The organism is Paraburkholderia sediminicola, assembly GCF_046026895.1.
GTDB classification, from domain to species: domain Bacteria; phylum Pseudomonadota; class Gammaproteobacteria; order Burkholderiales; family Burkholderiaceae; genus Paraburkholderia; species Paraburkholderia sediminicola_C.
On the sequence record NZ_JAQQEU010000039.1, the window covers coordinates 1 to 24,236 of the forward strand.

The 24,236-nt window shown below is 60.9% G+C and carries 19 protein-coding genes and 3 pseudogenes; 5 read left to right on the forward strand and 17 right to left on the reverse strand.

Annotated features, from left to right (window positions below; genetic code table 11):
- Positions 1 to 29 precede the first annotated feature (29 nt).
- Positions 30 to 914, forward strand: coding sequence for a LysR family transcriptional regulator (locus tag PQR02_RS24595; RefSeq protein ID WP_408237156.1), 885 nt, complete (start codon positions 30 to 32; stop codon positions 912 to 914).
- A gap of 199 nt (positions 915 to 1,113) precedes the next feature.
- A pseudogene (locus PQR02_RS24600) lies at positions 1,114 to 1,341 on the forward strand (2Fe-2S iron-sulfur cluster-binding protein); the annotation flags it as partial.
- Between the two features lie 109 nt (positions 1,342 to 1,450).
- On the opposite strand, the gene catC reads toward PQR02_RS24600, so the two are convergent.
- From catC to PQR02_RS24635, 7 genes are all read right to left on the reverse strand, one after another.
- On the reverse strand, positions 1,451 to 1,741 hold the full coding sequence (gene catC / locus PQR02_RS24605; RefSeq protein WP_408237159.1) for a muconolactone Delta-isomerase: 291 nt from the start codon (positions 1,739 to 1,741) through the stop codon (positions 1,451 to 1,453).
- Between the two features lie 124 nt (positions 1,742 to 1,865).
- Positions 1,866 to 2,774, reverse strand: coding sequence for a catechol 1,2-dioxygenase (gene catA / locus PQR02_RS24610; RefSeq protein ID WP_408237162.1), 909 nt, complete (start codon positions 2,772 to 2,774; stop codon positions 1,866 to 1,868).
- A gap of 74 nt (positions 2,775 to 2,848) precedes the next feature.
- Entirely contained in the window at positions 2,849 to 4,006 is a 1,158-nt protein-coding gene (locus PQR02_RS24615; protein WP_408237165.1) for a muconate/chloromuconate family cycloisomerase, read from the reverse strand.
- A 313-nt stretch (positions 4,007 to 4,319) separates the two neighbouring features.
- The gene (locus tag PQR02_RS24620; RefSeq protein WP_408237168.1) at positions 4,320 to 5,090 is read right to left on the reverse strand and encodes an ATP-binding cassette domain-containing protein; all 771 of its coding nucleotides are present in this window, start codon (positions 5,088 to 5,090) and stop codon (positions 4,320 to 4,322) included.
- Entirely contained in the window at positions 5,090 to 6,091 is a 1,002-nt protein-coding gene (locus PQR02_RS24625; RefSeq protein ID WP_408237171.1) for an ABC transporter permease, read from the reverse strand. The genes PQR02_RS24620 and PQR02_RS24625 overlap by 1 nt, the downstream gene beginning before the upstream one ends.
- Complete coding sequence (locus PQR02_RS24630; RefSeq protein ID WP_408237174.1) at positions 6,088 to 7,167, reverse strand: sugar ABC transporter substrate-binding protein; 1,080 nt, start codon at positions 7,165 to 7,167, stop codon at positions 6,088 to 6,090. Before PQR02_RS24630 ends, PQR02_RS24625 begins: the two co-directional genes overlap by 4 nt.
- Positions 7,168 to 7,663: 496 nt before the next feature.
- Positions 7,664 to 8,392 (reverse strand): FadR/GntR family transcriptional regulator, encoded by a 729-nt coding sequence (locus PQR02_RS24635; RefSeq protein WP_408237177.1) that lies wholly within the window; start codon positions 8,390 to 8,392, stop codon positions 7,664 to 7,666.
- Between the two features lie 399 nt (positions 8,393 to 8,791).
- Between PQR02_RS24635 and PQR02_RS24640 the strand changes: the two genes are divergently transcribed.
- Both PQR02_RS24640 and PQR02_RS24645 read left to right on the forward strand, forming a co-directional pair.
- Entirely contained in the window at positions 8,792 to 10,561 is a 1,770-nt protein-coding gene (locus PQR02_RS24640) for a SulP family inorganic anion transporter (RefSeq protein WP_408237180.1), read from the forward strand.
- A gap of 128 nt (positions 10,562 to 10,689) precedes the next feature.
- Positions 10,690 to 11,578: pseudogene (locus tag PQR02_RS24645) on the forward strand (LysR family transcriptional regulator).
- Between the two features lie 13 nt (positions 11,579 to 11,591).
- On the opposite strand, the pseudogene PQR02_RS24650 reads toward PQR02_RS24645, so the two are convergent.
- Positions 11,592 to 12,295: pseudogene (locus PQR02_RS24650) on the reverse strand (LysR substrate-binding domain-containing protein); the annotation flags it as partial.
- A gap of 304 nt (positions 12,296 to 12,599) precedes the next feature.
- Between PQR02_RS24650 and hpaC the strand changes: the two are divergent.
- Positions 12,600 to 13,136, forward strand: coding sequence for a 4-hydroxyphenylacetate 3-monooxygenase, reductase component (gene hpaC / locus PQR02_RS24655; RefSeq protein ID WP_408237321.1), 537 nt, complete (start codon positions 12,600 to 12,602; stop codon positions 13,134 to 13,136).
- A gap of 107 nt (positions 13,137 to 13,243) precedes the next feature.
- On the opposite strand, the gene PQR02_RS24660 is transcribed toward hpaC, so the two are convergent.
- The 9 genes from PQR02_RS24660 to PQR02_RS24700 all read right to left on the reverse strand — a co-directional run bounded on the left by PQR02_RS24660 (position 13,244) and on the right by PQR02_RS24700 (position 24,232).
- On the reverse strand, positions 13,244 to 14,008 hold the full coding sequence (locus PQR02_RS24660) for a WecB/TagA/CpsF family glycosyltransferase (RefSeq protein WP_408237183.1): 765 nt from the start codon (positions 14,006 to 14,008) through the stop codon (positions 13,244 to 13,246).
- 1 nt (position 14,009) lies between these two features.
- A complete protein-coding gene (locus PQR02_RS24665; RefSeq protein ID WP_408237186.1) occupies positions 14,010 to 14,918 on the reverse strand; it encodes a heparin lyase I family protein in 909 nt (302 codons plus the stop codon).
- Positions 14,919 to 14,927: 9 nt separating this feature from the next.
- Positions 14,928 to 16,058 (reverse strand): glycosyltransferase family 4 protein, encoded by a 1,131-nt coding sequence (locus tag PQR02_RS24670; protein ID WP_408237189.1) that lies wholly within the window; start codon positions 16,056 to 16,058, stop codon positions 14,928 to 14,930.
- The gene (locus PQR02_RS24675; protein WP_408237192.1) at positions 16,045 to 17,097 is read right to left on the reverse strand and encodes an O-antigen ligase family protein; all 1,053 of its coding nucleotides are present in this window, start codon (positions 17,095 to 17,097) and stop codon (positions 16,045 to 16,047) included. Before PQR02_RS24675 ends, PQR02_RS24670 begins: the two co-directional genes overlap by 14 nt.
- Before the next feature lie 263 nt (positions 17,098 to 17,360).
- A complete protein-coding gene (locus PQR02_RS24680; RefSeq protein ID WP_408237195.1) occupies positions 17,361 to 18,170 on the reverse strand; it encodes a glycosyltransferase family 25 protein in 810 nt (269 codons plus the stop codon).
- A 10-nt stretch (positions 18,171 to 18,180) separates the two neighbouring features.
- Complete coding sequence (locus PQR02_RS24685; RefSeq protein ID WP_408237198.1) at positions 18,181 to 19,515, reverse strand: flippase; 1,335 nt, start codon at positions 19,513 to 19,515, stop codon at positions 18,181 to 18,183.
- Between the two features lie 8 nt (positions 19,516 to 19,523).
- Positions 19,524 to 20,780 (reverse strand): UDP-N-acetyl-D-mannosamine dehydrogenase, encoded by a 1,257-nt coding sequence (wecC, locus tag PQR02_RS24690; RefSeq protein WP_408237201.1) that lies wholly within the window; start codon positions 20,778 to 20,780, stop codon positions 19,524 to 19,526.
- A gap of 33 nt (positions 20,781 to 20,813) precedes the next feature.
- Positions 20,814 to 21,959 carry a non-hydrolyzing UDP-N-acetylglucosamine 2-epimerase gene (wecB, locus tag PQR02_RS24695; RefSeq protein WP_408237204.1) on the reverse strand — a complete coding sequence of 382 codons (1,146 nt, stop codon included), beginning with the start codon at positions 21,957 to 21,959 and terminating at the stop codon, positions 20,814 to 20,816.
- A gap of 71 nt (positions 21,960 to 22,030) precedes the next feature.
- Positions 22,031 to 24,232, reverse strand: coding sequence for a polysaccharide biosynthesis tyrosine autokinase (locus tag PQR02_RS24700; RefSeq protein ID WP_408237207.1), 2,202 nt, complete (start codon positions 24,230 to 24,232; stop codon positions 22,031 to 22,033).
- Positions 24,233 to 24,236 lie beyond the last annotated feature (4 nt).

Here is a 24,236-nt window from a genome sequence, read left to right on the forward strand (position 1 = left end):
AAGGCTGAAACCCACTCAAACCCTCTTTCATGCGCTTCGACCTCATCGATCTCCGGCTCTTTCTGTATGTGCTCGACACCGGCAGCATCACGCACGGCGCGGCACGCGCGAACATGTCATTGCCTTCGGCCAGCGCGCGGCTGCGCGGCATGGAGGACGCCCTGGGGATGCCGCTGCTCGAACGCGGCCGCCGCGGCGTCGAGTCCACCCCAGCCGGCGATACGCTCGCGCATCATGCGCGGCTCGTGCTCGGACAGATCGAAAGAATGCAGGGCGAACTGGGCGAGCATCAGGAAGGGCGCAAAGCCTGCATTCGCCTATGGACCAACACCGCTGCGATCACCGAGTTTCTGCCGTCGGCGATCGGCTTGTTTCTGCGCGATCACCCGAACGTGCAGATCGATCTGAAAGAACGTCAGAGCAGCGAGACGGTCAAGGCGGTGCTGAGCGGCGCGGCGGAGATCGGCATCATTGCCGATGCGGTCGAGTACGGCGCGCTGCAGACCCTGCCCTTCGCCGTCGACAAGCTGGTGCTGATCACAAGCCGCGACGACCCGCTCGCCACGCGCCGGCGGGCCAGTCTCGCGGACGTGGCGCAGCGGGATTTCATCGGCCTGAGCGCGGACAGCGCGCTGCAGGCCTACCTGGGCGAGCGCGCGCTGCTGACCGGCCAGCCGCTCGGAGTTCGCGCCCACATGCGCACGTTCGATGGCATCTGCTGCATGGTCGAACAAGGCACCGGCATCGGCATCGTGCCGGCCACGGCGGCGAAGCGCTATCGCGGCACGCCGGGCATCCGCTCGATCGAGCTGACCGACAGCTGGGCGTCGCGCCAGCTGCTCGTGTGCATGCGCGACCTGAACGTGATGCCGAGGCCGGAGAAGGCGTTGGTTCGGCACCTGGCGGGGAGCTAGCGGGCGGTGGGGAGCCGCGCCCGAGGCAGATTAGGTTCGTCAGATATCAGGCTGGCTTATCCATGAGGCCATTTTTAATCAATTTGCCCGATCCAACCGGAGTTCTTATTCTTGCTGCCAGAGCGTATGCGACTCCCCCGCATGCGCCGCCCCGCTCTGCTTCGCGCAGTGCTCTTTTTTGTCGGCAAGATCATGGAAAGTGCGCGTGGATAAGGACACGAGCATCGTCGCCGCGTTGGCGTCGATCGGCATCGAAGTGGACACATCCTGCGGAGAAGGCGTTTGCGGGACCTGCATGATCGACGTGGTGAGCGGCCCGCCCGAGCATCGCGATCACTGCCTGAGCAAAGCGGAACGCGCGAGCGGCAAGGTGATTTGCTGCTGCGTGTCGCGCGCGATGTCGCCGGAGCTGGTGCTGGACCTTTGATCTTTGACTTTTGATGCGCCGCGTTGGGCCGCAGATTGGTTCGACGCAGTTACCGTTTCATCCGACAGCAAAGGTGCCGCGCTCGCGGCACCCTTTTTCGCTCGTGTTTTCAGCGGTCGTCGTCGCGAATCGACGATGCATGCCGGCACAGCGCACGCACCTCGACATCCATATACGGAAACAGCGGCAACTGGCTCAGCACGTCGTGCAGATGCGCGGGGCTCTCTACATCGAACACGCTGATGTTCGCGTAGCGTCCCGCGATGCGCCACAAGTGCCGCCAGATGCGTTCCTGCTGCAGTCTTTGCGACATTGCCTTCTCATCGGCCTTCAGGCGCGCGGCGTGCCCGGCGTCCATGTCGGTCGGCAGATTGAAGGTCATTTCGACGTGAAACAGCATGCTTGCACTCCTCGTGTGATTGATGTGATCGACGTGATCGATCGGTGATCGGTGATCGGTAAACAAAGACCCCGGCTGATTCCTGCGGGACGCTCAGGCGTTTTCGCTTATCGCGGCCCAGGCATCAGGCTTCCGCGCGGACACGCTCCACTTTGGCGCCCGGCAGATTGTCGCGTTCGTCGAATAGCGTGAAGTCGAAGTCGATCAGCGCGAACTGGCCTTCCACGCCGTACGGTTTGCCTTCGGCGCCTTCCGCCTGCTTGACGGCCGGCACGAGACCGTCGCGCGTGGCGAACGCGAAGTCGTCCCAGAGATACGGATCGCCGTCGATGTTGATCTGCGTCGTCAGCTTGCGGCAGCCCAGTGCGGAAACGAAGAAGTGGATGTGCGCCGGACGATGTCCATGACGGCCGAGCTGATCGAGCAGCAGATGCGTCTGTCCTTGCGGCGGCACGCTATAGCCGACCGGCACGACGCTGCGGAAGCTGTATTGGCCTTCGGCGTCGGTGCGGATCGAGCGGCGCAGATTGAACGCCGGTTGCGACTTGTCGAAGTACGAGTAGTTGCCGAGGTGGTTCGCGTGCCACACTTCGACCAGTGCATTCGCCAACGGCTTGCCATTTTCACCGAACACACGGCCGCGCATCACCAGCGTCTGGCCGGGGTCGGTGCCGTCATCGAGCCGCGCGTGGCCGACGAATTCCGGCGCACCCGCCACGTACAAAGGCCCTTCGATCGTGCGCGGCGTGCCGCCTTCAATGCCGGCCTTCGCTTCCGCTTCGTCCATACGCAGATCGAGAAAATGCTCGAAGCCGAGACCCGCGGCGAGCAGGCCCAGTTCGCCGCTCTTGCCGGCTTCGCCGAGATAGTTCAGCGCGGTCCAGAATTCGTCGGGCTGCACGTCGAGGTCTTCGATCGTATAGAACAGATCCTGCACGATCCGGTTGACGATTTGCTTGGTGCGCGAATTGCCGTCGCTGGTGGCGCTGTCGTTGATCTTCTGCAACAGCGTGTCGATAGCTTGCTTGTTCATGGGGTATCTCCTTCGTTCGATCTTGTGGATGGCTGGCAGGTGAATCCGTTAATGAGTCTTCAGACAAAGATCCTTCAAATCGCGGTGACGCTTGCGCCTTTGCGCGTATCGCGCCGCAGGCGGTCGATCTTGTCCCAGTCGAGCGTGATGCCAAGGCCCGGACCTTGCGGCAGATGCAGTGCAAAGTTTTCGTAGCGCAACGGCTCCGTGAGAATTTCTTCGGTCAACAGCAAGGGGCCGAACAGTTCGGTGCCCCACTTCAATTCGCCGAAGGTGCTGAAGAGTTGCGCCGACGCGATCGTGCCCACCGCGCCTTCCAGCATGGTGCCGCCGTACAGATCGATGTGCGCGGCCGACGCGATCGCCGCCACCTGCGCCGCGCCGCTCAGGCCGCCCGATTGCGCGATCTTCACCGCGAACACATCGGCGCCGCGCGCGCTGGCAATCGCAAACGCGTCCGCCGGGCCGTGCAGCGCCTCGTCGGCCATGATCGGCACGTCCGCCAGCTCGGTCAGACGTTTCAGACCCGCGCGGTTGTTCGCGGCGACCGGCTGCTCGATCAGCGCGACGCCGGCATCGGCGAAACGGCGGCCGGCCCAGATCGCTTCCGATTCGGTCCATGCCTGGTTCACGTCGACCCGCACCTCGCCATATCCTTCCACTGCTTTCCCGATCGCCACGACATGCGCGACATCGTCGGCCACTGCGCGCGAACCGATCTTCAGCTTGAACACGCGATGACGCCGCGCCTCGTACACACGTTCGGCTTCGTCGATATCACGCTTCGTATCGCCGCTCGCAAGCGTCCACGCCACGTCCACCGACTCGCGCACGCAGCCGCCGAACAGCTCCGACAACGGCACGCCGACGCGCTGCGCCTGCGCATCGAACAACGCGGTTTCGAGCGCCGATTTCGCGAACCGGTTGCCTTGAAACAGCTCGCGCAGTTTCCCCATCGCGGCGCCCGGACGGGTCGCGTCCATACCTTTGAGCAGGGGCGCGAAATAGGTGTCGATGTTGACCTTGATACTCTCCGGGCTTTCCTCGCCATACGCGAGCCCGCCGATGGTGGTGCCCTCGCCCACGCCGACCACGCCGTCCGCGCACCGCACGCGCACCAGCACGAGCGTCTGGCAGTTCATCGTTGCGACCGAGAGCCGGTGCGGACGGATCGTCGGTACGTCGACGAGAATCGTCTCCACGCTCTCGATCTTCACGGGTGTTGCTGTCATTCCTTGCTCTCCTGAACTGCGATACCGGGAGCGCTCATATTAGAAACAAACCGGCGACGCAGTCCAACACCCATTCAGACTATTTCCATACCTTGACGGCATGAAGCGTTCGAACGGGCGGATGACGGCAGGTTGACGTGGGCTTGGGTTGCGGGAGAGCGGCGACTTTCGCGCTGACGGCGAATGGATGGACTATGCCGCTGACGGCCTTCGAATCGGCACGAGACGTGAAAGAGGATGGTGGCTTACGAGGATATTCGCTGTGCGCGTTTTTCAACCGACGGCACCGGGCAGAATCACTGACGAACCGGCGTCACTGCGCCGAGGTTCGCATTGCCCGATACTCGCGCCGCACGATATCCATCAACTCCGCGACCGATGTGCTCGCGGCCTCCCGCTGATACGTCACGCGGCCGCGCTGCATCAGCATGACGCGATCCGCGATATCGAGCGTCTGCGCATAGTTGTGCATGATCATGATGATGGACAGCCCGCCCTTCTCCTTGAGCCGCAAGATCAGATCGATGATGAGCCCGGCTTCGCGGGCACCCATTGCCGCGAGCGGTTCGTCGAGCAGCAGAATCCTTGCGTTCGAATTGACCGCGCGCGCGACTGCGATCGCCTGGCGCTGTCCACCGGAGAGCTGCTCGACCGGCAGCTCGACCGAAGGCACGTTTACGCCGATCTCTTCGAGACATTCCGCCGCGCGCTTGCGCATCGCGCGGTTGTCCAGCAAACGGAACGGGCCGCGCCGGATGATCTCGCGATTCAGAAACATGTTGTGATAAATGCTCAGCGAGTTTGCCAGCGCCAGATCCTGATACACGCATTCGATCCCCAGCGAGCGGGCATGATCGACCGAGCGAAGCATGGTTTCCACGCCGTGCACGAAGAGCTTGCCGCTCGTCTGCTGATGAAAGCCGGTCAGAATCTTGATTAACGTCGACTTGCCCGCGCCGTTGTCGCCGAGCACGCCGAGTATTTCACCGGGCCTGAGCGTCAGCGACACCCCGTCGAGCGCCGTGACCGCGCCGAAGCGCTTGACGATGTCCTCGCCGCGCAGGGCTTGCGCAAGCTCGGACATCAAAGCTCTCCCTTGCGCGCGAGACGGACCACATGAATGTTGAAGATCATCGCCGCGAGAATGGCGGCGCCGAGAATCATATTGAAGGTGAACGCGTTGATGCCGATCAGCGTAAATCCGTCATTGAGAATGCCGAGGACCGCCGCGCCGATCAGACCGCCGATGATCGTGCCCGAGCCGCCGGCGAGCGGCGTGCCGCCGATCACCGCTGCGGCCACGGCCAGAAACATGATCTGGTTGCCGCCTGCCTGCGGATCGATCGAGGTGATCCGGAACGCTTCGAGAATGCCTGTAAAGCCCGCGAGCACCGCGGCGAGAATGAAGTTGCCGAGTTTCAGGCGTTTGACATGAATGCCGGCTTCGCTCGCGCCGAGCGGGTTCGCGCCACCTGCAATCGTATGCAGGCCCCAGCGCGTATGACGCAGCAGAATATGCATGACGCCCGCGATCACGAGCGTCCAGATGATCTCGCTGTAACCCCATGCGCCCATGATCGCCGAAAACCGCGTACCTTCCGGCGGTGAAACCGGCGTGCCTCTGGAAATCGTCAGCGTGAAGCCGTTGACAAAAAAGAGCGTGCCGAGCGTGGTGACAAAAGATGGAATGCGCAGATACACCGTCACCGCGCCGTTGACCAGCCCGACCACGGCCGCCGCGAGCAGCCCGGTGAGCACGGCGGCCCACACGGGCAAACCGGCCTCGTTGGCGAAATACATGACGAACGGCGCGAACGCGAAGACCATCCCGGCGGAGAGATCGATCTCCCCGCCGATCATCAGCATGATTTCGCCAAACGCGATGATCGCAACCGGCGCGATGAATTGCGACAGGTTTTCCAGACTTGCGCCCGTCAGCAGAAAATCACGATTGGCGGTTTCGAAATAGGCGCACAGGATGAGCGCAACCGCGAAGATGCGAATCTCGCTCGAACGCCAGACCGGTCTGGACCATAACCGCCGGCGTTCGTGAGGTTTCGATTTTTCCGCCACAGAAGACGTCATCCCTTGATTGCGCCCGAGTGCGGCACGATCTGCGGCTTGGTGCTCTTGCCTTCATAGCGCGTCGACGTGTTCAGGTAAGGTTCGACCGTGTCTTTCGTGACGAATTTCAGGCCCGTGTTGACATTGGCCGGACCCACCAGTCCGCCGGAGGACAGGAACACGAATGCCTGAACCACGGTGTAAAAACCCTGCACGTAGGGCTGCTGATCGATCGTGAAGTCCAGAAAGCCTTCATGGATCAGCTGGACCGTGCGCGGCAACAGGTCGAAGCCGCCGCCGTGCACGCCCTTCGAAGGCAGGTTCGACGCCTTCATCACTTCGGCCACGCCCTGGGTGCTGCCGGCGTCGACGGCGAACATGCCCTTCACATCCTGGTGGCCCAGATAGAACGACTTGATTTTCGAGAGTTCTTCGTTGACGGTCGCGCCGGTCGCGATGGTTTGCACGTCGATCTTCTTGCCCGACTTCTTGATCGCGGCGACCGCGCCGTCCAGCCGAGGCTGAATGTTGAGCTGCCCCGGCGTCGCGATGAAGATGGCGACCATACCGCTATCGATGAGACTGACGATGCGCTCGCCCATCTGATACCCGGACAGATACAGATCCTGGCCGATATACGAGAGGCGCGGATTGGGCGTGCCTTGCGGCGCGTCGGCGTTGTACGCGAATACCGGAATGCCGGCGTCGAGCGCCGCCTGGATCGGCTTGTCGAATGCCTTGGGATCGACGATCGGCACGGCAATGGCGTCGGCCTTGCCCGCGATCGCCGCGTTGACCGCATTCACCATCTCGGCAATGTCGGCATTGGCCGATCCGGTCCACTGATACTCCATCCCGAGCAGGGACGTGGAATCCTGAATGCCGTATTGCGTGGGAACGAAGAACGGATTCGTCGTGACGTGGTTCACGAATACGATCTTCCAGCGCTTATGTTCCGGAAATGGGCTCGCCTGCGCGGCTTGCGCCGAGGTCAACGCTCCGCCGAACATTGCGAGCGCTGCACCGAGACCCGCGCTTTGCAGCAATCCGCGGCGCGTGCGTTGCACCTGCTCCAGGCCTTCCTGCTCTTCCGCCATGTCAGTCTCCAGTCTCTCGGTTATTGAATAACTCGCTGTGCATGACGGCGCAGGCCAGGAAAGCGCCAGTGCCGGGGCCCCACCACACTCCACAAAACGCGTGTGCATGCGCGTGCGCCTGACGACCCTGAGGAAAATCCTATATCACGCGCTTTTACCCTCAATCAATGTATACCCTTAACTAGTCCGACTATTTGAAGGGGCACGGGAATACTGTTCGCAACAAGGCAATCGAAGCGGGCGGCGAGTTGGTGTTGAGAGCGCGTGACGGCTGGCGTGGCGCGGTTGCAGCAGCGGTTTGCACGTGACCGCTCGCGACGCAGCAAGTAACGGCGCTGATTGCCTGTTTCATAGCGGCAGCGCAATGAGCTTGAGGGCAACGAGTTCTCCATCCGCTTTTCTCTCCCTTGCCCGCCTTGAGGCTGCGCGGTACGCCGCATCAATAGTAATACTATCTAAGCAGATCATGAGAAGCACCGGCGTGACGGGCAAGCGGTCACGCCGGATGATGGATGCCAAGCTCCAGAATGCTCTCGGCATCCGCCCGTGCGTTTTCCAGTTGGACCAGACTGGCATGCCGCGCGCCCAGCGGGTCGCGATTCTGGATTGCGGTGAGGATCGCCTTGTGCCGAGGCAGCGACAGCGCATGCGTGTCCGGATGACGGCTTGTCAGTCTGATCGATTCCGACAGCGCGAGCGACAGCATATTGCCGATGTACGCGAGCATGTCGTTGTGAGTCGCCGCCATGATCGCGCGATGAAACTCGAGGTCCGGGTCCAGCAGCTCGCTCGCCGTTCCGGCGCGCTCCATCCGGTCATACGCGGAGGCGATACGCGCAAGGTCGTCGCTGGTCGCGGCGCTGGCGGCGAGCGCCGCCGCCGCGGGCTCGATGACGCGGCGCACGGTCAGCAGCGAGCTGAAGAATTCGCCTTCCGGAACGCTGCTGATGGTCCAATACAGCACATCCGGATCGAGCATGTGCCAGTCCGCGCGCGGCCTCACCACACTGCCCACTCGCGGCTTCGACACGACGAGCCCTTTCGCGGCCAGGACGCGCGTCGCCTCGCGCAATACCGGGCGGCTCACGCCATAGCCTTCGCACAGCACGGCTTCGGCCGGCAAGCGCTGGCCCGGTTGCAGCTTGCCGCTGACGATGCCCATGCCAAGCTCCTGCACAATGCGGCCATGCATGCTCTTGCGCTGTTGCAGATGACGATAGTCCATGCCCGGGCTCGCGGTCGTGCACCGTTCGTTCTGCTCCGATCTGTTCGGTGTTTGACACGGCACTGACTCCGTTGTCGACCCGAACAGGCTTCTGCTACATGGAGCGCCGATGCCTGACCAAGCATAGCACGCGACATTACGCTGCATATCGGGTCTGACATCCTTGCCTGCCACGTGCGCCGCCCCGTCGAGTCAGGACCAATTCATCGACGGCAAGCAACACGTGGGTCATCGTGATGCTGACGTGCATGAGCGCGATGCTTCAACAGGCCACCGATGCCACCACTCGCGGCCTATCTCACCGCCTATTGTCTTAACCAGGGTCTGCACTATTCTTTCTGTTAGACAACGTTCATGTTCTCTCCCGCGTGACCGCGATTCGACGGAAATAGCCCACTCATGCAACCCGACAGGTCAACTTCGCACGACGCGCATCCCGCGAACCACGCGCAGCGATGGCTGCGCTGGCTGCCGGGCCTGCGAATGCTCAAGGAGTACCAGGCCGCGTGGCTGCCGAAGGACATCGCGGCCGGCCTCGTGTTGACCACGATGCTGGTGCCGGTCGGCATCGCCTATGCCGAGGCCTCCGGCGTCCCGGGCGTGTATGGCCTCTACGCGACGATCGTCCCGCTGCTTGCCTACGCCGTCTTCGGGCCCAGCCGGCTTCTCGTCTTGGGTCCGGACTCCGCGCTGGCCGCGCCGATCCTCGCCGTCGTCGTATCGATTGCCGCCGGCGATCCAGAGCGCGCAATCGCGGTGGCGAGCATGATGGCGGTCGTCTCGGGACTCTTCTGCATCGTCATGGGGCTGCTGCATCTAGGCTTCATCACCGAACTGCTGTCCAAACCGATTCGCTACGGCTACATGAACGGCATCGCCCTCACCGTTCTGATCAGCCAGCTACCCCGGCTCTTCGGCGTCTCCAGCGAAGCAAAGGGCCCGTTGAACACCATCCTGAGCGTCGCTGGCGCGATCACCGCCGGGCAAGTCAACGGATACAGCTTCGCGATCGGCGCGGCATGTCTCGCGCTGATCCTGTTCCTCAAGCGCTACGAGAAAGTGCCAGGTGTGCTGATCGCCGTCGTGCTCGCGACGCTGTGCGTCGACATGTTCAACCTCGACAAGCTCGGCGTGAGCGTGCTCGGCAAGATTCCCCAAGGTCTCCCGGCTTTCGTGCTGCCGTGGGCAAGCGGCGCCGATCTGATCAGGATCGTGCTCGGCGGCTGCGCGGTGGCGCTGATCTCCTTCGCGGACACCAGCGTGTTGTCGCGCACCTTCGCCGCGCGTTTGCGCCAGCGCGTCGACCCGAATCAGGAAATGGTGAGCCTCGGCGCCGCGAACCTCGCGGCCGGGTTTTTTCAGGGCTTTCCGATCAGCAGCAGCGCGTCGCGCACACCGGTCGCCGAAGCAGCGGGCGCGCGCACGCAGGTGACAGGCGTGGTGGGCGCGCTGGCTGTCGCGACACTTCTGATCGCCGCGCCGAATCTGCTGCGCGATCTGCCCACCAGTGCGCTGGCCGCGGTGGTGATCGCCGCGGCGCTCGGCTTGTTCGAATTCGCCGACCTCAAGCGTATCTACCGCATCCAGCAGTGGGAGTTCTGGCTCTCGGTTGCGTGCTTCGCGGGTGTTGCGGTATTCGGTGCGATTCCTGGCATCTGTCTGGCGGTGGTGATCGCGGTCATCGAGTTTCTCTGGGACGGCTGGCGGCCTCATTACGCGATTCTGGGTCATGTGGAAGGTTTGCGCGGCTATCATGACGTGGAGCGCTATCCCCATGCTTTGAGAATTCCGGGGCTGCTGCTGTTTCGCTGGGACGCCCCACTCTTCTTTGCGAACGCCGAGTTGTTTCAGGATCGTCTACTGGAAGCGGTAGCCGGCTATCCGACGCCCGTGCGCAGAGTCGTCGTGGCGGCCGAGCCCGTGACCAGCGTCGACGTGACTTCCGCCGACATGCTGAGGGAGCTGAGCAAAATCCTGGACGAGCGTGGCATCAGCCTGCATTTCGCCGAAATGAAGGACCCTGTTCGCGACAAGCTCATACGCTTCGAGCTGATGGACATCATTGGCGACAGAAGCTTTCATCCCACGATAGGAAGCGCTGTCGACGACTACCTGAGAGAATCGGGCGTCGTCGTGGACGAGCGCGGTGCTGGCCCACCGCAGTCATGAGCCATTGGCGCACGCGGTCCGATGATGCGAGCGGGAACGCTTGAGGCCACCGTATCTCGAAGGCGCTTATCCGCGAACGGACGGCAACATTCAAAAACAATAAGAACGTTTACACCTCAGGGGCATGCATGGAACTTCGCCAACTCCGCTACTTCATCGCGGTCGCCGAAGAGATGAACATCACGCGGGCCGCGAATCGCCTGCACATGACACAGCCGCCGCTGAGCCGGCAGATTCAGCAGATCGAGGAAAGCATCGGCCTGCCGCTGTTCGAACGCGGCTCGCGTCCGCTGCGGCTGACCGAAGCCGGCCGCATTTTCTACACGCAGGCAAAAACGCCTGATCGACGAGGCCGATGAACTCGCGCCGCTTACGCGCCGGCTAGCGCAACTGGCCGAGCGCATCGTGATCGGCTTCGTGCCGTCGACGCTGTACGGCGCGCTGCCCGCCGTGATCCGCGCGTTTCGCGAAGCCGCGCCGCAGATCGAACTGTCGTTGATCGAAATGTTCACGATCGAACAACTGGGCGCGCTCAAAGGCGGCCGTATCGATGTCGGCTTCGGCCGCCTGCGTTTCGACGACGCGCAACTGGCGCGCGAAGTGCTCGTCGAGGAACGGATGATCGCGGCGCTGCCGCAGGACCATCCGCTCGCGCGTCAGAAGAAGCCACTGACGCTAGCCGCGCTGGCGCAGGAAACGCTGATCGTCTATCCGAGCACCCCGCGCCCGAGCTACGCCGACCAGCAGCTCTCCGCGTTGCACGATCATGCACTGGAGCCGAAGGCGATCCACGAAGTGAGAGAGTTGCAGACCGCGCTGGGCCTGGTGGCCGCGCAAGTGGGCGTGTGCCTCGTGCCGGAAAGCGTGGAAGGCTTGCGCGCGCACGGCGTCACGTACCGGCCGATTCCGGCGGTCAACATCGCGTCGCCGATCATCATGAGCCGCCGTTTGCAGGACGAATCGCCCGCCACCACGCTCATGTGTTCGCTCGCGCGCCAGCTCTTCAAGCGTGCGTGACGCCGCTTGCGGCTCAATGCTCGTCGAAGCGCCGCACGATGTCCCCCATCAGGTTGCGCAGCCAGACGTTGCCTTCGTCCTGGTCGAAATGCTCATGCCAGTGCATCGTCACCGCCGCGATCGGCAAGTTCACCGGCAACTCGTAGATATGGAAGCCGCCGTCGCGATTGAAGATGTGCGCGAGGCGACGCGGCAGGGTCGCGAACAGATCGGTGACGGCCAGCACGCTCGGCAACGCGACGAAATGCGGTAGTTCAAGCGCGATATGACGCCCGACGCCTTGCGCGCGGAATTCGTCGTCGAGCGCGTGATGACTGTGCTCGACCGACGTGATCTGTACGTGCGACGCGTCCAGAAACGCCTTCAGACCCAGCTCCTTCGTACGCGGCAAGCCGCGCCGTTTGCGGGTCATGCACACATACGTCTCTTCGAACAGCGCCTGATGCCGCGTGCGCGCGGTCAGTGTCGGCAGATTGCCGATGGCGAAATCGAGCCGGCTCGCGCGCAACGCGTCTTCGATTGCCTCGACCGGCAACGGCTCGATGCGCAGTTTCACGCGCGGCGCCTGCCGGTGCAAGGCTCGAAAATCGGCGGCAGATAGGCCAGCTCGCCGGCGTCCGAGAGCGACAGCCGGAACGTGCGCGTGCTCACCGCCGGATCGAAATGCTCCGCGTAGCGCAGCGCCTCGCGCACCGTGTCGAGCGCGGCCGACACTAAAATCCGCCACGTGGATATCTCGATGACCTCGCTGGGACACGTCGACCTCAACCTGCTGCGGGTTTTTCAGGCGATCGTCGTTACCCTGAAACGTCGCTTACGTTGGGCTCATGCGCTTGCCGCTCGAATGTGCACTGGGGCACTGAGGACCCATGGCGTATTGGGGAAAACTTTAGACACGTAGGGAACGACGCCCACCCATGCGCCGCTCGCGCGGATTTTTTTCCGCACCGGGATTGATTACGCTTGAATCCAGATCAGCACCCACGATGCCGCGCCCCAAGGAATCCAGACGATGACCACGATGCCGACCCAGTCCCCCGCTTCCGACAACGACGCCCATCTGCACGCCAAACAGCAGTTCCGCCAGGCGATGGCGCATCTGTGCGCAGCCGTCAACGTCATCACGACCGCCGGCCCGCACGGCCGCTGCGGCGTCACCGCGAGCGCCGTGTGCTCCGTCACCGACACGCCGCCGACCCTGCTCGTCTGCCTGAACCGTTCGAGCGCGATGCACTCCACGTTCGAGAGCAACCGCCACGTGTGCGTCAACGTCCTGCCGGGCGAGCATGAACTGCTCGCGCGCCACTTCGCGGGGATGACCCAGGTGCCGATGGAAGAACGCTTCGGCTGGCCGATCTGGGACGACGGCGCGCACGGCGTCCCGGTGCTGCGCGATGCGCTCGCGAGCCTGCAAGGCGAGATCGTCGATCTGAAGGAAGTCGGCTCGCACTCGGTGATGTTCGTGAAGACCACGCGCATCAGCGTGCGGGCGGATGGCGACGGCTTGATCTATTTCGACCGCAATTTTCATCGCATCAAGCGGGTCGCGTCGTGCTGAACGCTGATTGAGCAAGCGCTAGTTTTTGCACGAAAAAGATGGCTACCCCGCTCAGCTCCTCCGCGTGGCACGCTGAACCAGTCACAGCACACGTCAGGTACGACGTCTTACTGGCGCTGACCACCTGCAGTGCGCTGGAACATCGAACCGATACACGCCTTTAAAAGCATCAGCGCGAACCTGTTATTCGTTACGAAATAGCGCCGCCACATCCGCCGGGGTTCCTGTGCGACGCGATAGGCCCATTCGAGTCCGCTGCGCTGCATCCACTGAGGCGCACGGCGCACCGTACCCGCAACGACATCGAATGTACCGCCGACGCCCATGACAAAGTCCACTCCAAGCTGCCCCTTCCAGCGATTAATGAAGTTCTCCTTCTTCGGCGACGTAATTGCGACGAATAGAAGACGGGCTCCCGAAGCACGAATCCTCTCGACCACTGCGGACTCGTCATCCCAAAAGTAGCCGTGGTGATGGCCTGCAAGCAGGAAATCCGGATAGCGGCTCGCACACCGTACTGCCACAGTTTTGACTACCGCGTCAGTCGCGCCAAGGAGAAAGACCGGGAAGCCTCTCTGCGCGGCGTCCGCGAGCAGGCGGTCGAACAGATCAACACCGGCGACGCGTTCAGGCACTTCGTGTCCGAGCAAACGAGCCGCCCACACGACCCCCATGCCGTCGATATTGACGATATCGCAATCTCTGATGGACGCAGCCAGTTCGGGATCCGATTGCATATTGACAAGCTTGGCGACGTTGACTACGACGTGCTGGGTAAACTGTCTGGCAGCAATGCGCTTCGATATCCAGCCGACTGTTTCATCCATCGATGCGACGTCCAAAGGGCAGGAAAATAATTCAATACGTTTCATTTTACTTCTCGACATGGTTCTCGTGATTTGCCTCACTCCTTTCTCTGCGGACGCTAGCAGTCTGTGCCTGATCTCCACCGATTGCAGGCAACAATGAGCGTCTGGACACGTCGACTCGCCCAAAGAAAGCCTGAATCCGTGTGACATCCGATGGTTGGGAATTCCAGCCGGACTTGTACAGCCCGATTTTTAGATAGGCTTGCTGATCGTTGAGGTACGAGTTCGGCGCACCTTTGCTCGCGAAGACGGAAACACCGTCCTTCCATAACTCCGTCAAAGATTTCTTCCCCGAATCGTCGGGAACGTAACGCAAGGCCCAGTGGACCCACTTGCCCCGGTCGAAGTCTGCGCAGCAAATCCATTTCGCGGCTGAGACCCGTTCCGGATGCAGTCCACCGCGCTCAGAGATCGCATACCGGCTACCGAGCATCGTGAGCGCGATGGTGGGCGGGCCGGCAAGCGTGCCTTGATGAATCTGCGTGACAATCACAAGTTGTTTGTCGTCGAATTCGAAGCTGGAAGGAAGAAACGTGCTCCAGCGAATCAGGTAGTCCTGGCCCTGTACAAAGCTGACCGGCTTTGGAAACAACAACTCTGCTCGCGGCGCGCCATTGGCGACGTGCGAGAAGTTCCCATTGCGGCTGATACTCGCCCGAACGACCTTGCCTCCGGGAAAGACCGGATCGTCCACTATGGCGATGTCGCCAGGATTCGCCTGAACACCGATGCGCGCATCCAGGCCGCCCTGCCAGTCCTCGACATAGACCGCCTGATACGAATCCGCGGGACGCGACATGCCCAACTCGCTATGCGCGAGCGAAATTGATTCCTGAGCCCACACGGGCAATTGCGCAATCAATAGCGCGCCAACCCCGAGGCACCCGTACCATTGTTTGAATCGGTCACGCATGTGTTTCCCCTAATGCTCCACTAGGTCGCGATAACAACGGACATATAGATTGCTGAGCGTTTCGGTTGAATAGCACTGTCGTGCCCGCGCGAGTCCGGCTTTCCCCATCCGTCCGGCCAGTTCCGGATCCTCCATCAAACGACGAATGCGCGCAGCCAGCGCCTGCGGACTCGAAGGTTCGACAAGGTAGCCCGTCACCCCCTCCTCCACCAGATCCAGAAATCCGCCGAGCCGCGTACCGATGACCGGCACACCTGAAAACATCGCCTCGAGTGTCGAAATTCCAAACGATTCGTAGTGACTGGGCATGCAGAAGGCTCGCGCATTGCGATAGAACTCCAGCTTCGCGTCACCGTCCAGCCATCCCACGAAGGTCACGAGATCATCGACCTGGAAATCACATGCCATCCGCTGCCAATGGTGCACATCTCCATCGCCGGCCAGTCTCAGCGATACATCGCACCCTGCTGCTCTGAGCAAAGCGAGCGCTTTCAACAGATCGCCAATTCCTTTCCCTTCCACCAGACGCCCGGCAAAGGCGAGATAGCCCCCATCATCGTTCTTTAGTCTCGGCAAGCCCGCGTCCGCGACGAACTCTGCCGAGCCCGCTGTGTTGCCAATCACGTATAACTGCGCAGGGTCCGCACCAAGACGGATTAATTCCTCGCCAATCGCGCTGGACACGGCTACGGTGGCATCCGCTCCTTGAACAAAACGTGAAATCGATAGTCGCGTCAATTTCCCCGCCCGCGATTCGAATCGATCGAAATTTCCCGCATGCAGATGGAAGATCGTTTTCCTCCCGGTCAACTTCGCAAGCAGACTAAGCACGAATTTCCGATAGAACGACCCCCGTACAGAAACGTGCAGATGAACGATATCCACGTCCCGCATGAGAACCCGTATGAAACGGGGCAGATCGAGCAACGCAAATCCAAGCAGATTCCGGACGCTTTGAAACCCGTGCGTTTCAAAGAAGGAAAGCACGAGATTGGCTCTTCGAAACCGTGGCTGGAGATTTTCGAGTTCGCCCATCATCGACGCAATTCCACCACGCTGCCCCCAGCCTGGACCGACGTGCAAAACACGCACCGCCCGGTTGAGGGAGGAGCGCTGCGACAATGTTTCATCGGACCACATCGAGATTGCCCTGTTGGCTACCGGAAGACGCGTAGCGCTTTACGATCACTGCAATGAAAGCGAGAAACGGTGCTACAAGAGCCGAGCCGAACACGTGCCCGGCGGTCGCCGCCACTGCCACGATCAAATAGAAGAACAGCTTGCCAAAGCGCGTCGTGGAACACGGCTTCCCGCTATATACAAACGCGCCGCGCAACGCCATGAAGTAGGCGACGAAAGCCGGCAGTCCCAGAGTGAGCACCAGATCGGGAATGTCGATTTCAACCATATAGCGCGTGACGGGATACCCGCCGGTAAGCAGGGCGATGTAGTTGTGTTGCGCGACGCCGTCCCAGACATTTGCGAACTTCAGGTTGCGGCCAGACAATAGAATAGTCAGCAGTCTGTCGCTGCTGGCGCGACCACCCTGGTACTCGAAGTAGTTGAGGGTGAGATCGACCGCCTGCTGTATGTTCGGTATCGTCACATAGGCCAGAATCGCCAGGGCTGCCAGCGTCCCCAGTACCAACGCCGCGCGTGCGGTCGCCCTGAACGCGTTGTGACGCGCGTAGAAATACGCACAGGTCACACCGAGTGCGCCGATCACCGCGCCTTTTGTACCGATCAGCATCGACGCTGCCAGGAGAATGCCGGCTAGCAGAATCTCGCGCACCCGCCAACCTGATCGCAAGCCTCCTAGATACGCGAAAGCCAGACCGACGGTTACCAACGCTGACGCCTCGTTCTGTGCATAGACGATACCCTTGTAACCCGATCGGATATGCGTGTCGGCCTGATAGCTACGGAACATTTCGATCGACAGCGCAGCGCCCGCAACGATGCAGATTCCATAGGCCAACAAGGCAAGCCTGACAAACCACTCGAGCTTCGCGAGTCTGCGGTCGCCCAGTTCCGACAGCGCCCTGAAATAGACAAAAAACGAAAATACTTTCAGCACGAAGATCGACTGTTGGCCGAATTCGGGGCCCGACGCAATGTCGAGCGCATAGGCCGCACCCGACGACAGGATCGCCACACAGACCAGCAGCGACAGGTACAACCCGGACCGCCGTATCTTCCCGCCTGTCAGCATCGCGATAATCAGGCCGAACAGAATCGCCCCGCGCAAGAATAGCGAGAAGCGCGCATCGCTTGCGCTCGTCGAGAGCGCTCCGTGCGACGCATACACCGACAGGAAGTCAGCAACTGGAGATAACATGAAGCCCAGTAAAACCAAGGTCCAGACAAATGCCACCGAGGGTGACGCGCAAGCCTTCGATGCCGGGATTCGCACCGGCAAAGCGTAAAGCGGTGATGAACTGTTCACGATTCAAACATCCTGCCGCGCGATCCTGTCACGGTGAAAGCGAGCACCATCATCCAGCGAACCGCCGTACGCATGTGGCGCAACGGCCAAACCGCCGCCCTATGCGATGCAGGGCGTGGGCGCACGTACACGCTGCGCGCTGATTCAAGAGAGCTCTGCATCGTTTCAAAAGCTTCCCACGCGGCATAGGGGCGCAACTCCGCAACACGCAGGCCTCCATGGCTGCGATGCCACGGCCAGTCGTCGAGCAATGCACCGATTGCGCCTTCAGTATGGGCAAGCGCCTTGCGAGCGCCGTCGTGAGCAATCCAGTAGGCAACCGAACCGCTAGTCCATTGCTTAAACGGAACGCCGACGATCAGGCCATCGATCTTTCGTGAGCGCTTCAACGGTTCCTGAAGATATGTCCGTGCCGCGCTTGCGCGGCACAACTTCGAACGGCCCAGGAGCACGATGTCGGCTGCAGATGCAAGCAGCGCCTCGGAAGCGGTCAACACGCGTTCATAAAAGACAGCTTCCAGAAGCGCGTCGTCTTCGATGACTACGGCAGAGCGCCCCGATTCCGCGATCTTTCGCCAGGCGGACCGGTGACTCATGAAACAACCCAACTCGCCACGCGTCAACGGACGACCGTAGCGATCCCTGGCCGCCGCTTCGTCGTAAATGTCATCAATCTGGGCCTCCGTGAGTTCGCGGCCATCGACCGCATCCTCGAAACGAAATGCCGCCCCCCGATCCGTCAAAACTTTCGCGATCGATTCGCGTCGTTCTGACGAGCTCAATGAAATCACATAGATGTCAAACATTGAAGGACACTTAACGATTCAGCAATTGCGTGAAATGGGACCGCCACGGCAATGTGCGCACGATCACAACGAGGTAGACGGCCAGAATCGCGGCCTCTGCAATCAGGAACGCCGAGGCGGCGCCCTCGGCGCCAAAAGTGGGGACCAGGGCGAAGGCTAACGCGACATTCAATACGCCGCCTGCCAGCATGACGCGAGAGCGCCGCCATCCGGCCTCAAAGGGGACCAGCACTTGCAATCCAAGGAAGTACGCAAGATTCCCGAACAAGGTCGCGATACAAAGCAAGGTCAGCACCGCGGCCGAGCCACGGTATGAACCACCCAGCACGATAGTCGTGAGCGATCCGGCCAGGCCGATGAACAGTGCGGCACCCGCGCCTGTCGTCGCTATCGTCGCGATGGCTCCCACCACCGTCAGCCTGGCCGCAGCCCGCCCCGAGACCGGATCGCATTTCGCAACGAGTGCGGAAACACGTGGGTAAAGAACTGTGTTGATCTGTGCGGGTATCATGTTGCCGACTGTCTTCAGTCTGTCCGCAGCAGAATAGATCCCAACCTGATAAGAACCGGAAAGTGAACCGAGGATGATTGCATTCGTGGCACTAAACAGGCTGACCGAAGCGGTTGACACAAACGTGTCAGCGCCCTGCTTGATCCGTAGCCAAATTCGGCGCCATGAGGTGCGGGGCCGATGCAGCAAGCCTAGTCGGCATACGATACCGAGCGAGAGCAAACCCGTCAGCAGCGGTGCCGCGCCCTGAATCGCCACAGCCACGGCGACATCGTCAGCGCTTTTCACGAACACGATTACTAGAGGCAGCGTAATGAAACGCCCCGCAAGCGATATCGCGGCGAACAGGGAAAACCGCTCAAGCCCCTGCAGCAACCAGTTCAATGTGATCACATTGCCGATCACGACCAGCCACGACAGCAGAACTGCGTGCGTTGCCAAAGCTGCTTGCCGATCGAAATGAAGCACGATCAGAAGAACGGCAAACGAGAGCAGACACAGACAAGCCTTGGCGCTGATAGTCGACCAGATCAGTTCGTTGAGCGCTTCAGGGCAGTCGCGGCACTCAATGACCGCTCGCGGACCGCTCAGGTTGAAACCCCATTCGGTCAATACCGTACCGTAGACCGCCATCGCATTCACATACGCCAGCGAGCCGAACTGTGCAGGTCCAAGCACGCGTGTGAGGTAGGGAAATGTGGCCAGTGGCACCAGATAGTTGCCTACCTGCCAGATAACCATCGCGACAAAATTCCGGCCGAGGCCAGAACCCGCCTTCGACACGGGCGTCTGTCCGTTGGCTGCGGTACTGCTGGTCGGCTCGCTCGTAGACATCCGGCTTCTCAATTGACCAGTTGCAGTTGCGATAGCAGCCCGCGCGTGTCAATTACGATCTTGTCGTGCAAGCGCAGCGGATCGAGACGCCGGAAAGGCAGGTGGTCGACGAGAATAACCACAATATCAGCACGGCTCACCGCGTCGGTCAGTTGGCCAAGCTCGCATTTGTGATCGAGACCTGCTGGCAATGCCGTCACGTTCGGTTCGACCGCGATGACATGCCCTATATTCCGATCCACAAGTTCACGAACTATTTCAACCGCGGGGCTCTCACGCAGATCGTCGATATCGGCCTTGAACGACAGACCGAGACACGCTATCACGGGCTCCCTGAAACGGCGTGCCGCGCGCTCGACGCGTCCGATCACGTGGTGCGGCTTGTCATCGTTGACAACGCGCGCCATGCGGATAAGGCGTGCATGTTCTGGCGACGAATCGACTATGAACCATGGATCAACCGCGATGCAGTGGCCGCCGACGCCAGGCCCTGGCTGCAGAATGCTCACGCGCGGATGCCGGTTGGACAGTCGGATCAGTTCCCAGACATTGATATCAAGGTGGTCGCAAATCAGCGAAAGCTCGTTCGCAAATGCAATGTTGACGTCGCGAAACGAGTTCTCGGTAAGCTTGCACATCTCGGCGGTACGAGCATCTGTCAGGATGCAATCGCCGTGTACGAATGTCCGATAGAGCTCACGCGCCGACTCGCCGCACCTACGGGTCATACCTCCGATTACGCGGTCGTTCTCGACGAGTTCCCGGATCACGTGGCCAGGTAGCACCCGCTCCGGACAATGCGCGACACGAATATCGGAGTTCTCTCCGGCTTGCTGCGGAAAGCTGAGGTCCGGGCGCAGTTCGGCCATCCATGCAGCCATCTGTTCTGTCGCACCGACCGGCGACGTCGATTCGAGGACGACGAGATCACCCTTTTTCAGCACGGCCGCAACAGAGCGACTCGCCGCCTGGATGTAGCTCAAGTCGGGCTTGTTGCCTTCGCGAAACGGCGTCGGCACTGCAATCAGGAATGCATCGGCAGGCTCGGGTGTCATCGTCGCGCGCAGATACCCCTGAGTCACTGCGGCGTGAACCAGCATATCGAGTTCCGGCTCGATGATGTGAATTTCGCCCTTGTTGATCGTCTCCACCGCGTTCTGATCGACATCAACACCAATGACCTGCTTGCGCCTCGCGGCAAATGCCGCGGCAGTCGGCAAACCAATGTAGCCCAATCCGACTACCGAAATGACATTGAATTCCATATCGCATTTAACCTTATGTCTTTCTTGCAGCCATCAAGCCGCGAGGGCCCGAAGCCAGCCGGCCATCAGTGAATCGACAATGCGCTCGCTGGCATGTCCATCCCCGTAGGGATTCGTGCCACGGGACATCGCCCGATAGCTATCCGCGTCGGTCAAGAGCTCGGACACGCCATCAACGATCCTTCGCGCATCCGTTCCCACCAGCTTCACTACGCCGGCGTCGACGGCTTCTTGCCGCTCTGTGGTGGTCCGCATCACCAGGACCGGCTTGCCCAACGAAGGGGCCTCCTCCTGAACACCGCCCGAGTCGGTCAGAATCAGATACGAGCGGACCATCAGACGGACAAAAGGCAGATAGTCCTGCGGCTCGATCAAATGAACGTTCGGAATACCGGTCAGCAGACGAGTTACGGGCTCGCGCACGGCGGGATTCATATGAACCGGATAGACAAGGTCGACCTCAGGGTGCGCGCGGGCGATCTGCGCCAAGGCGGAACAGATCTGGTCAAAGCCCGAGCCGAAACTTTCCCTGCGATGACCGGTTACCAGAATCAATCGCCGGTCGTGCGCAAGAGACGGCAATTCACGATCAACCGCGGCGGCAAGGCTCTGGTCTTTCTCAAGACGCGCCCGCACGTGAAGCAGCGCATCGATGACTGTATTGCCCGTCACCGAAATGTTCTCATCGGCGACACCTTCCGCAAGCAGGTTATGACGTGCCCGTTCGGTCGGTGCAAAATGCATGTTTGCCAAGGCGCCGGTCACGGTCCGGTTCGCCTCCTCCGGCCACGGCGAAAGCATATTGCCGGTGCGCAGACCCGCCTCGACGTGCCCGATAGGAATACGCCGGTAAAACGCCGCAAGGCTAGCCGCCATCGTCGTCGTGGTATCGCCATGAACGAGCATCAGGTCCGGCCTGCTGTCGTTCAGCACATCGCGCATTCCTGTCAATATCGACGTCGTCACATCATAAAGATCCTGACCGCGCTTCATGATGTTCAGATCGAAATGCGGCCGGATCTCGAACAACGTCAATACCTGATCGAGCATTTCGCGATGCTGTCCCGTCACGCAGACGAAGCAGTCGACACCCTCGGTATCTTTTAACTGCTTCACGAGCGGCGCCATCTTGATGGCTTCAGGACGGGTTCCGAACGTGAGCAAAATTCTCTTGTTCATTTCGTGTTAGATGATAAATCCGGTGGCGATGCGCTCACCCGCGGCGCGCCACGTCCGGATATCAGGTTCGCCTATCCGTTATCGGTTTCGTAAGCGGAGTACGTCCCATACGCGGACGCACGCTGCGGAACATCGCTCAGCAGAATGCCGTCGATCGGCACGCCAGCCCCATTCAGCAATCGTTTGGTTTCGCGAAGCTCAACCGCTGAATGCGCGCCGTGACGCATCACAAGCAATGTGATTCCGACATGTTTGCCAATCAGTGCCGAGTCCGTGACAGCGAGAACAGGCGGCGTATCCAGAAGCACCAGATCGTATTCGTGAGACAGCTTGTCGATGAGTGCGCCAAGATGCTGACTGGTCAATAGCTCGGCGGGCGAGTGCGCGTTCGTTCCGCGCGTCAGCACATCGAGGTTGGGCAGGACCTGTCGCCGCACTACCGCGCCCACATCAGCTCCAGCGATGACGTCCTGAAATCCTCGCTCCGGCGCTATACCAAGGTAGTGGTGAACATCACCTCGACGCATGTCTGCATCGATCAGAAGCACCCGCTTTCCGGTTGACACAAGGACGGCAGCGAGATTGACCGACAGAAACGTTTTACCGCCCCCAGGGCGGACCCCTGTGATCATCACCACATTGCTGCGCGCTTCAGCCATCTTGAACTGCAGGGCAGTGCGCAGGCTGCGGATAGCTTCCACCGCGACATCGTCGGGCATGACCATCGACAGCACGCGCGGTCCACGTTGACCACGGCGCGACAGCTTCTCCAACGTAGTCTGGCGATCGCTGTGCGAGATAACGGCGAAGACTGGCGCACCCACGATCTGCTCGATCTCAGCCGCATTGTCCAGGCCCCGGGACAGCGAACGTCGCACGAACGCCACGGCTGTCCCCACCAGAAGACCTAATAGGGCAGCGCCAGCAATGACGATCGCTCTCTTCGGTCTGACCGGCTTCTCCGTCGCCTCCGCGTAGTCAACGATGTGAGCGTCACCCTGCTGTCCGGCCTTGAGAACGCGCAATTGTTGAGCGCTGTTCGTCAGATTTGTGTAGAGGGCAGTATTGATATCCACGTCACGCATCAACCGGACGGCCGCCTGCTGCGTAGCCGGAAGTTCGGATACCTTCGTATCGAACCCGTCGTCCTGACGTTTCAGGTCGGCCAGTTGGGCATCGAGCGCCGCGACGGAAGGATGAGTGGGTGTGAACCTCGTAAGCAAATCGTCCCGCTGCTGCTGCAGCGTGAGCATCCTGGTCTTCGTGTCGACGATGGATTGCAAGAGCAGACGGCTCTCGTCGGCAAGATCAACGGTTCCATTCTGGGTACGGAACGTGTTATAGCGCCCTTCAGCCGCATCGAGATTCTTCCTCAACTGCGGGAGCTGACTGCTCAGGAAGTTCAGCATCTGTTCGGCCTGCTCGGACTTCCAGTCGACGTTGCGCTGCACATATCCCTGCACGATCGTATTGACGGTCTGCGCCACTTTCGCGCTGTTTTCTCCATCCAGTTGAACCGAAATGATCCCTGACTGCTTGACATTTTCTTTCGCGGATAACTCGTCCCGCAGCTTGGCGGTCGTCAACTGCGTCGACGCGCGAGCGAGCTTGAACCTGGTGCCGGGACGCGCAACAAGTGCCGTCACCGTCAATGCAACAGGACCGTACTCTGTCATCCCGGTTACTGCATCGTGAAGATGCCCTTTGAGGACAAGGTCGCCGTCCGGACCTTTTAGTTCGAACGCCCCATCGTTACCCGCGATCAGCGTGAATTTCGCGTCGTAAAGTTTCGACGGGACTTCGAAGCGGGCGACGTCGATATCCTCGCCTCCCCACGCAAAACTACGCCAGCCGAGAACAGGCGTGGCGAGTTGCCCCACGGGGACCTGGCGCGCAATCCAGCCTCCGATCAGAGGGAAGTAATCGGGCTCCGCGTCAATGTCAAGGTGCAGGCGACGAACCGTATCGTCGAGCAACTCTCGGGAACCGATCAGTTGAATCTCGGCATCCGCTGTCGCCTTGCCGCTAAAAAGGGACGCCAGATCCCCTAGTTTGGCGTTGAGGGCGTCCGAGCTATCCGCAACCTGAAGCATCGCCTCAGCGCGGTACACTGGCGTGCCAAGAATTGCATAGGCAATACCGATCAGCAACGCGCCCGCAGTGAACCACGCGATGACACGCCGGTTCTCGACAATGACGTTGGCAAGCTCGGATAGATCGATTTCATCTCTGGCATCCGGAACGACGAACTGCTTGAGGCTATTAGAACCCATAGAT

Excerpts from the sequence above, each read along its gene's own strand:
- PQR02_RS24595 (WP_408237156.1), top strand. The coding sequence starts at position 30 with ATGCGCTTCGACCTCATCGATCTCCGGCTCTTTCTGTATGTGCTCGAC.
- catC (WP_408237159.1), bottom strand. The coding sequence starts at position 1,741 with ATGCTGTTTCACGTCGAAATGACCTTCAATCTGCCGACCGACATGGAC.
- catA (WP_408237162.1), bottom strand. The coding sequence starts at position 2,774 with ATGAACAAGCAAGCTATCGACACGCTGTTGCAGAAGATCAACGACAGC.
- PQR02_RS24615 (WP_408237165.1), bottom strand. The coding sequence starts at position 4,006 with ATGACAGCAACACCCGTGAAGATCGAGAGCGTGGAGACGATTCTCGTC.
- PQR02_RS24620 (WP_408237168.1), bottom strand. The coding sequence starts at position 5,090 with ATGTCCGAGCTTGCGCAAGCCCTGCGCGGCGAGGACATCGTCAAGCGC.
- PQR02_RS24625 (WP_408237171.1), bottom strand. The coding sequence starts at position 6,091 with ATGACGTCTTCTGTGGCGGAAAAATCGAAACCTCACGAACGCCGGCGG.
- PQR02_RS24630 (WP_408237174.1), bottom strand. The coding sequence starts at position 7,167 with ATGGCGGAAGAGCAGGAAGGCCTGGAGCAGGTGCAACGCACGCGCCGC.
- PQR02_RS24635 (WP_408237177.1), bottom strand. The coding sequence starts at position 8,392 with ATGGACTATCGTCATCTGCAACAGCGCAAGAGCATGCATGGCCGCATT.
- PQR02_RS24640 (WP_408237180.1), top strand. The coding sequence starts at position 8,792 with ATGCAACCCGACAGGTCAACTTCGCACGACGCGCATCCCGCGAACCAC.
- hpaC (WP_408237321.1), top strand. The coding sequence starts at position 12,600 with ATGCCGACCCAGTCCCCCGCTTCCGACAACGACGCCCATCTGCACGCC.
- PQR02_RS24660 (WP_408237183.1), bottom strand. The coding sequence starts at position 14,008 with ATGAAACGTATTGAATTATTTTCCTGCCCTTTGGACGTCGCATCGATG.
- PQR02_RS24665 (WP_408237186.1), bottom strand. The coding sequence starts at position 14,918 with ATGCGTGACCGATTCAAACAATGGTACGGGTGCCTCGGGGTTGGCGCG.
- PQR02_RS24670 (WP_408237189.1), bottom strand. The coding sequence starts at position 16,058 with ATGTGGTCCGATGAAACATTGTCGCAGCGCTCCTCCCTCAACCGGGCG.
- PQR02_RS24680 (WP_408237195.1), bottom strand. The coding sequence starts at position 18,170 with ATGTTTGACATCTATGTGATTTCATTGAGCTCGTCAGAACGACGCGAA.
- PQR02_RS24685 (WP_408237198.1), bottom strand. The coding sequence starts at position 19,515 with ATGTCTACGAGCGAGCCGACCAGCAGTACCGCAGCCAACGGACAGACG.
- wecC (WP_408237201.1), bottom strand. The coding sequence starts at position 20,780 with ATGGAATTCAATGTCATTTCGGTAGTCGGATTGGGCTACATTGGTTTG.
- wecB (WP_408237204.1), bottom strand. The coding sequence starts at position 21,959 with ATGAACAAGAGAATTTTGCTCACGTTCGGAACCCGTCCTGAAGCCATC.
- PQR02_RS24700 (WP_408237207.1), bottom strand. The coding sequence starts at position 24,232 with ATGGGTTCTAATAGCCTCAAGCAGTTCGTCGTTCCGGATGCCAGAGAT.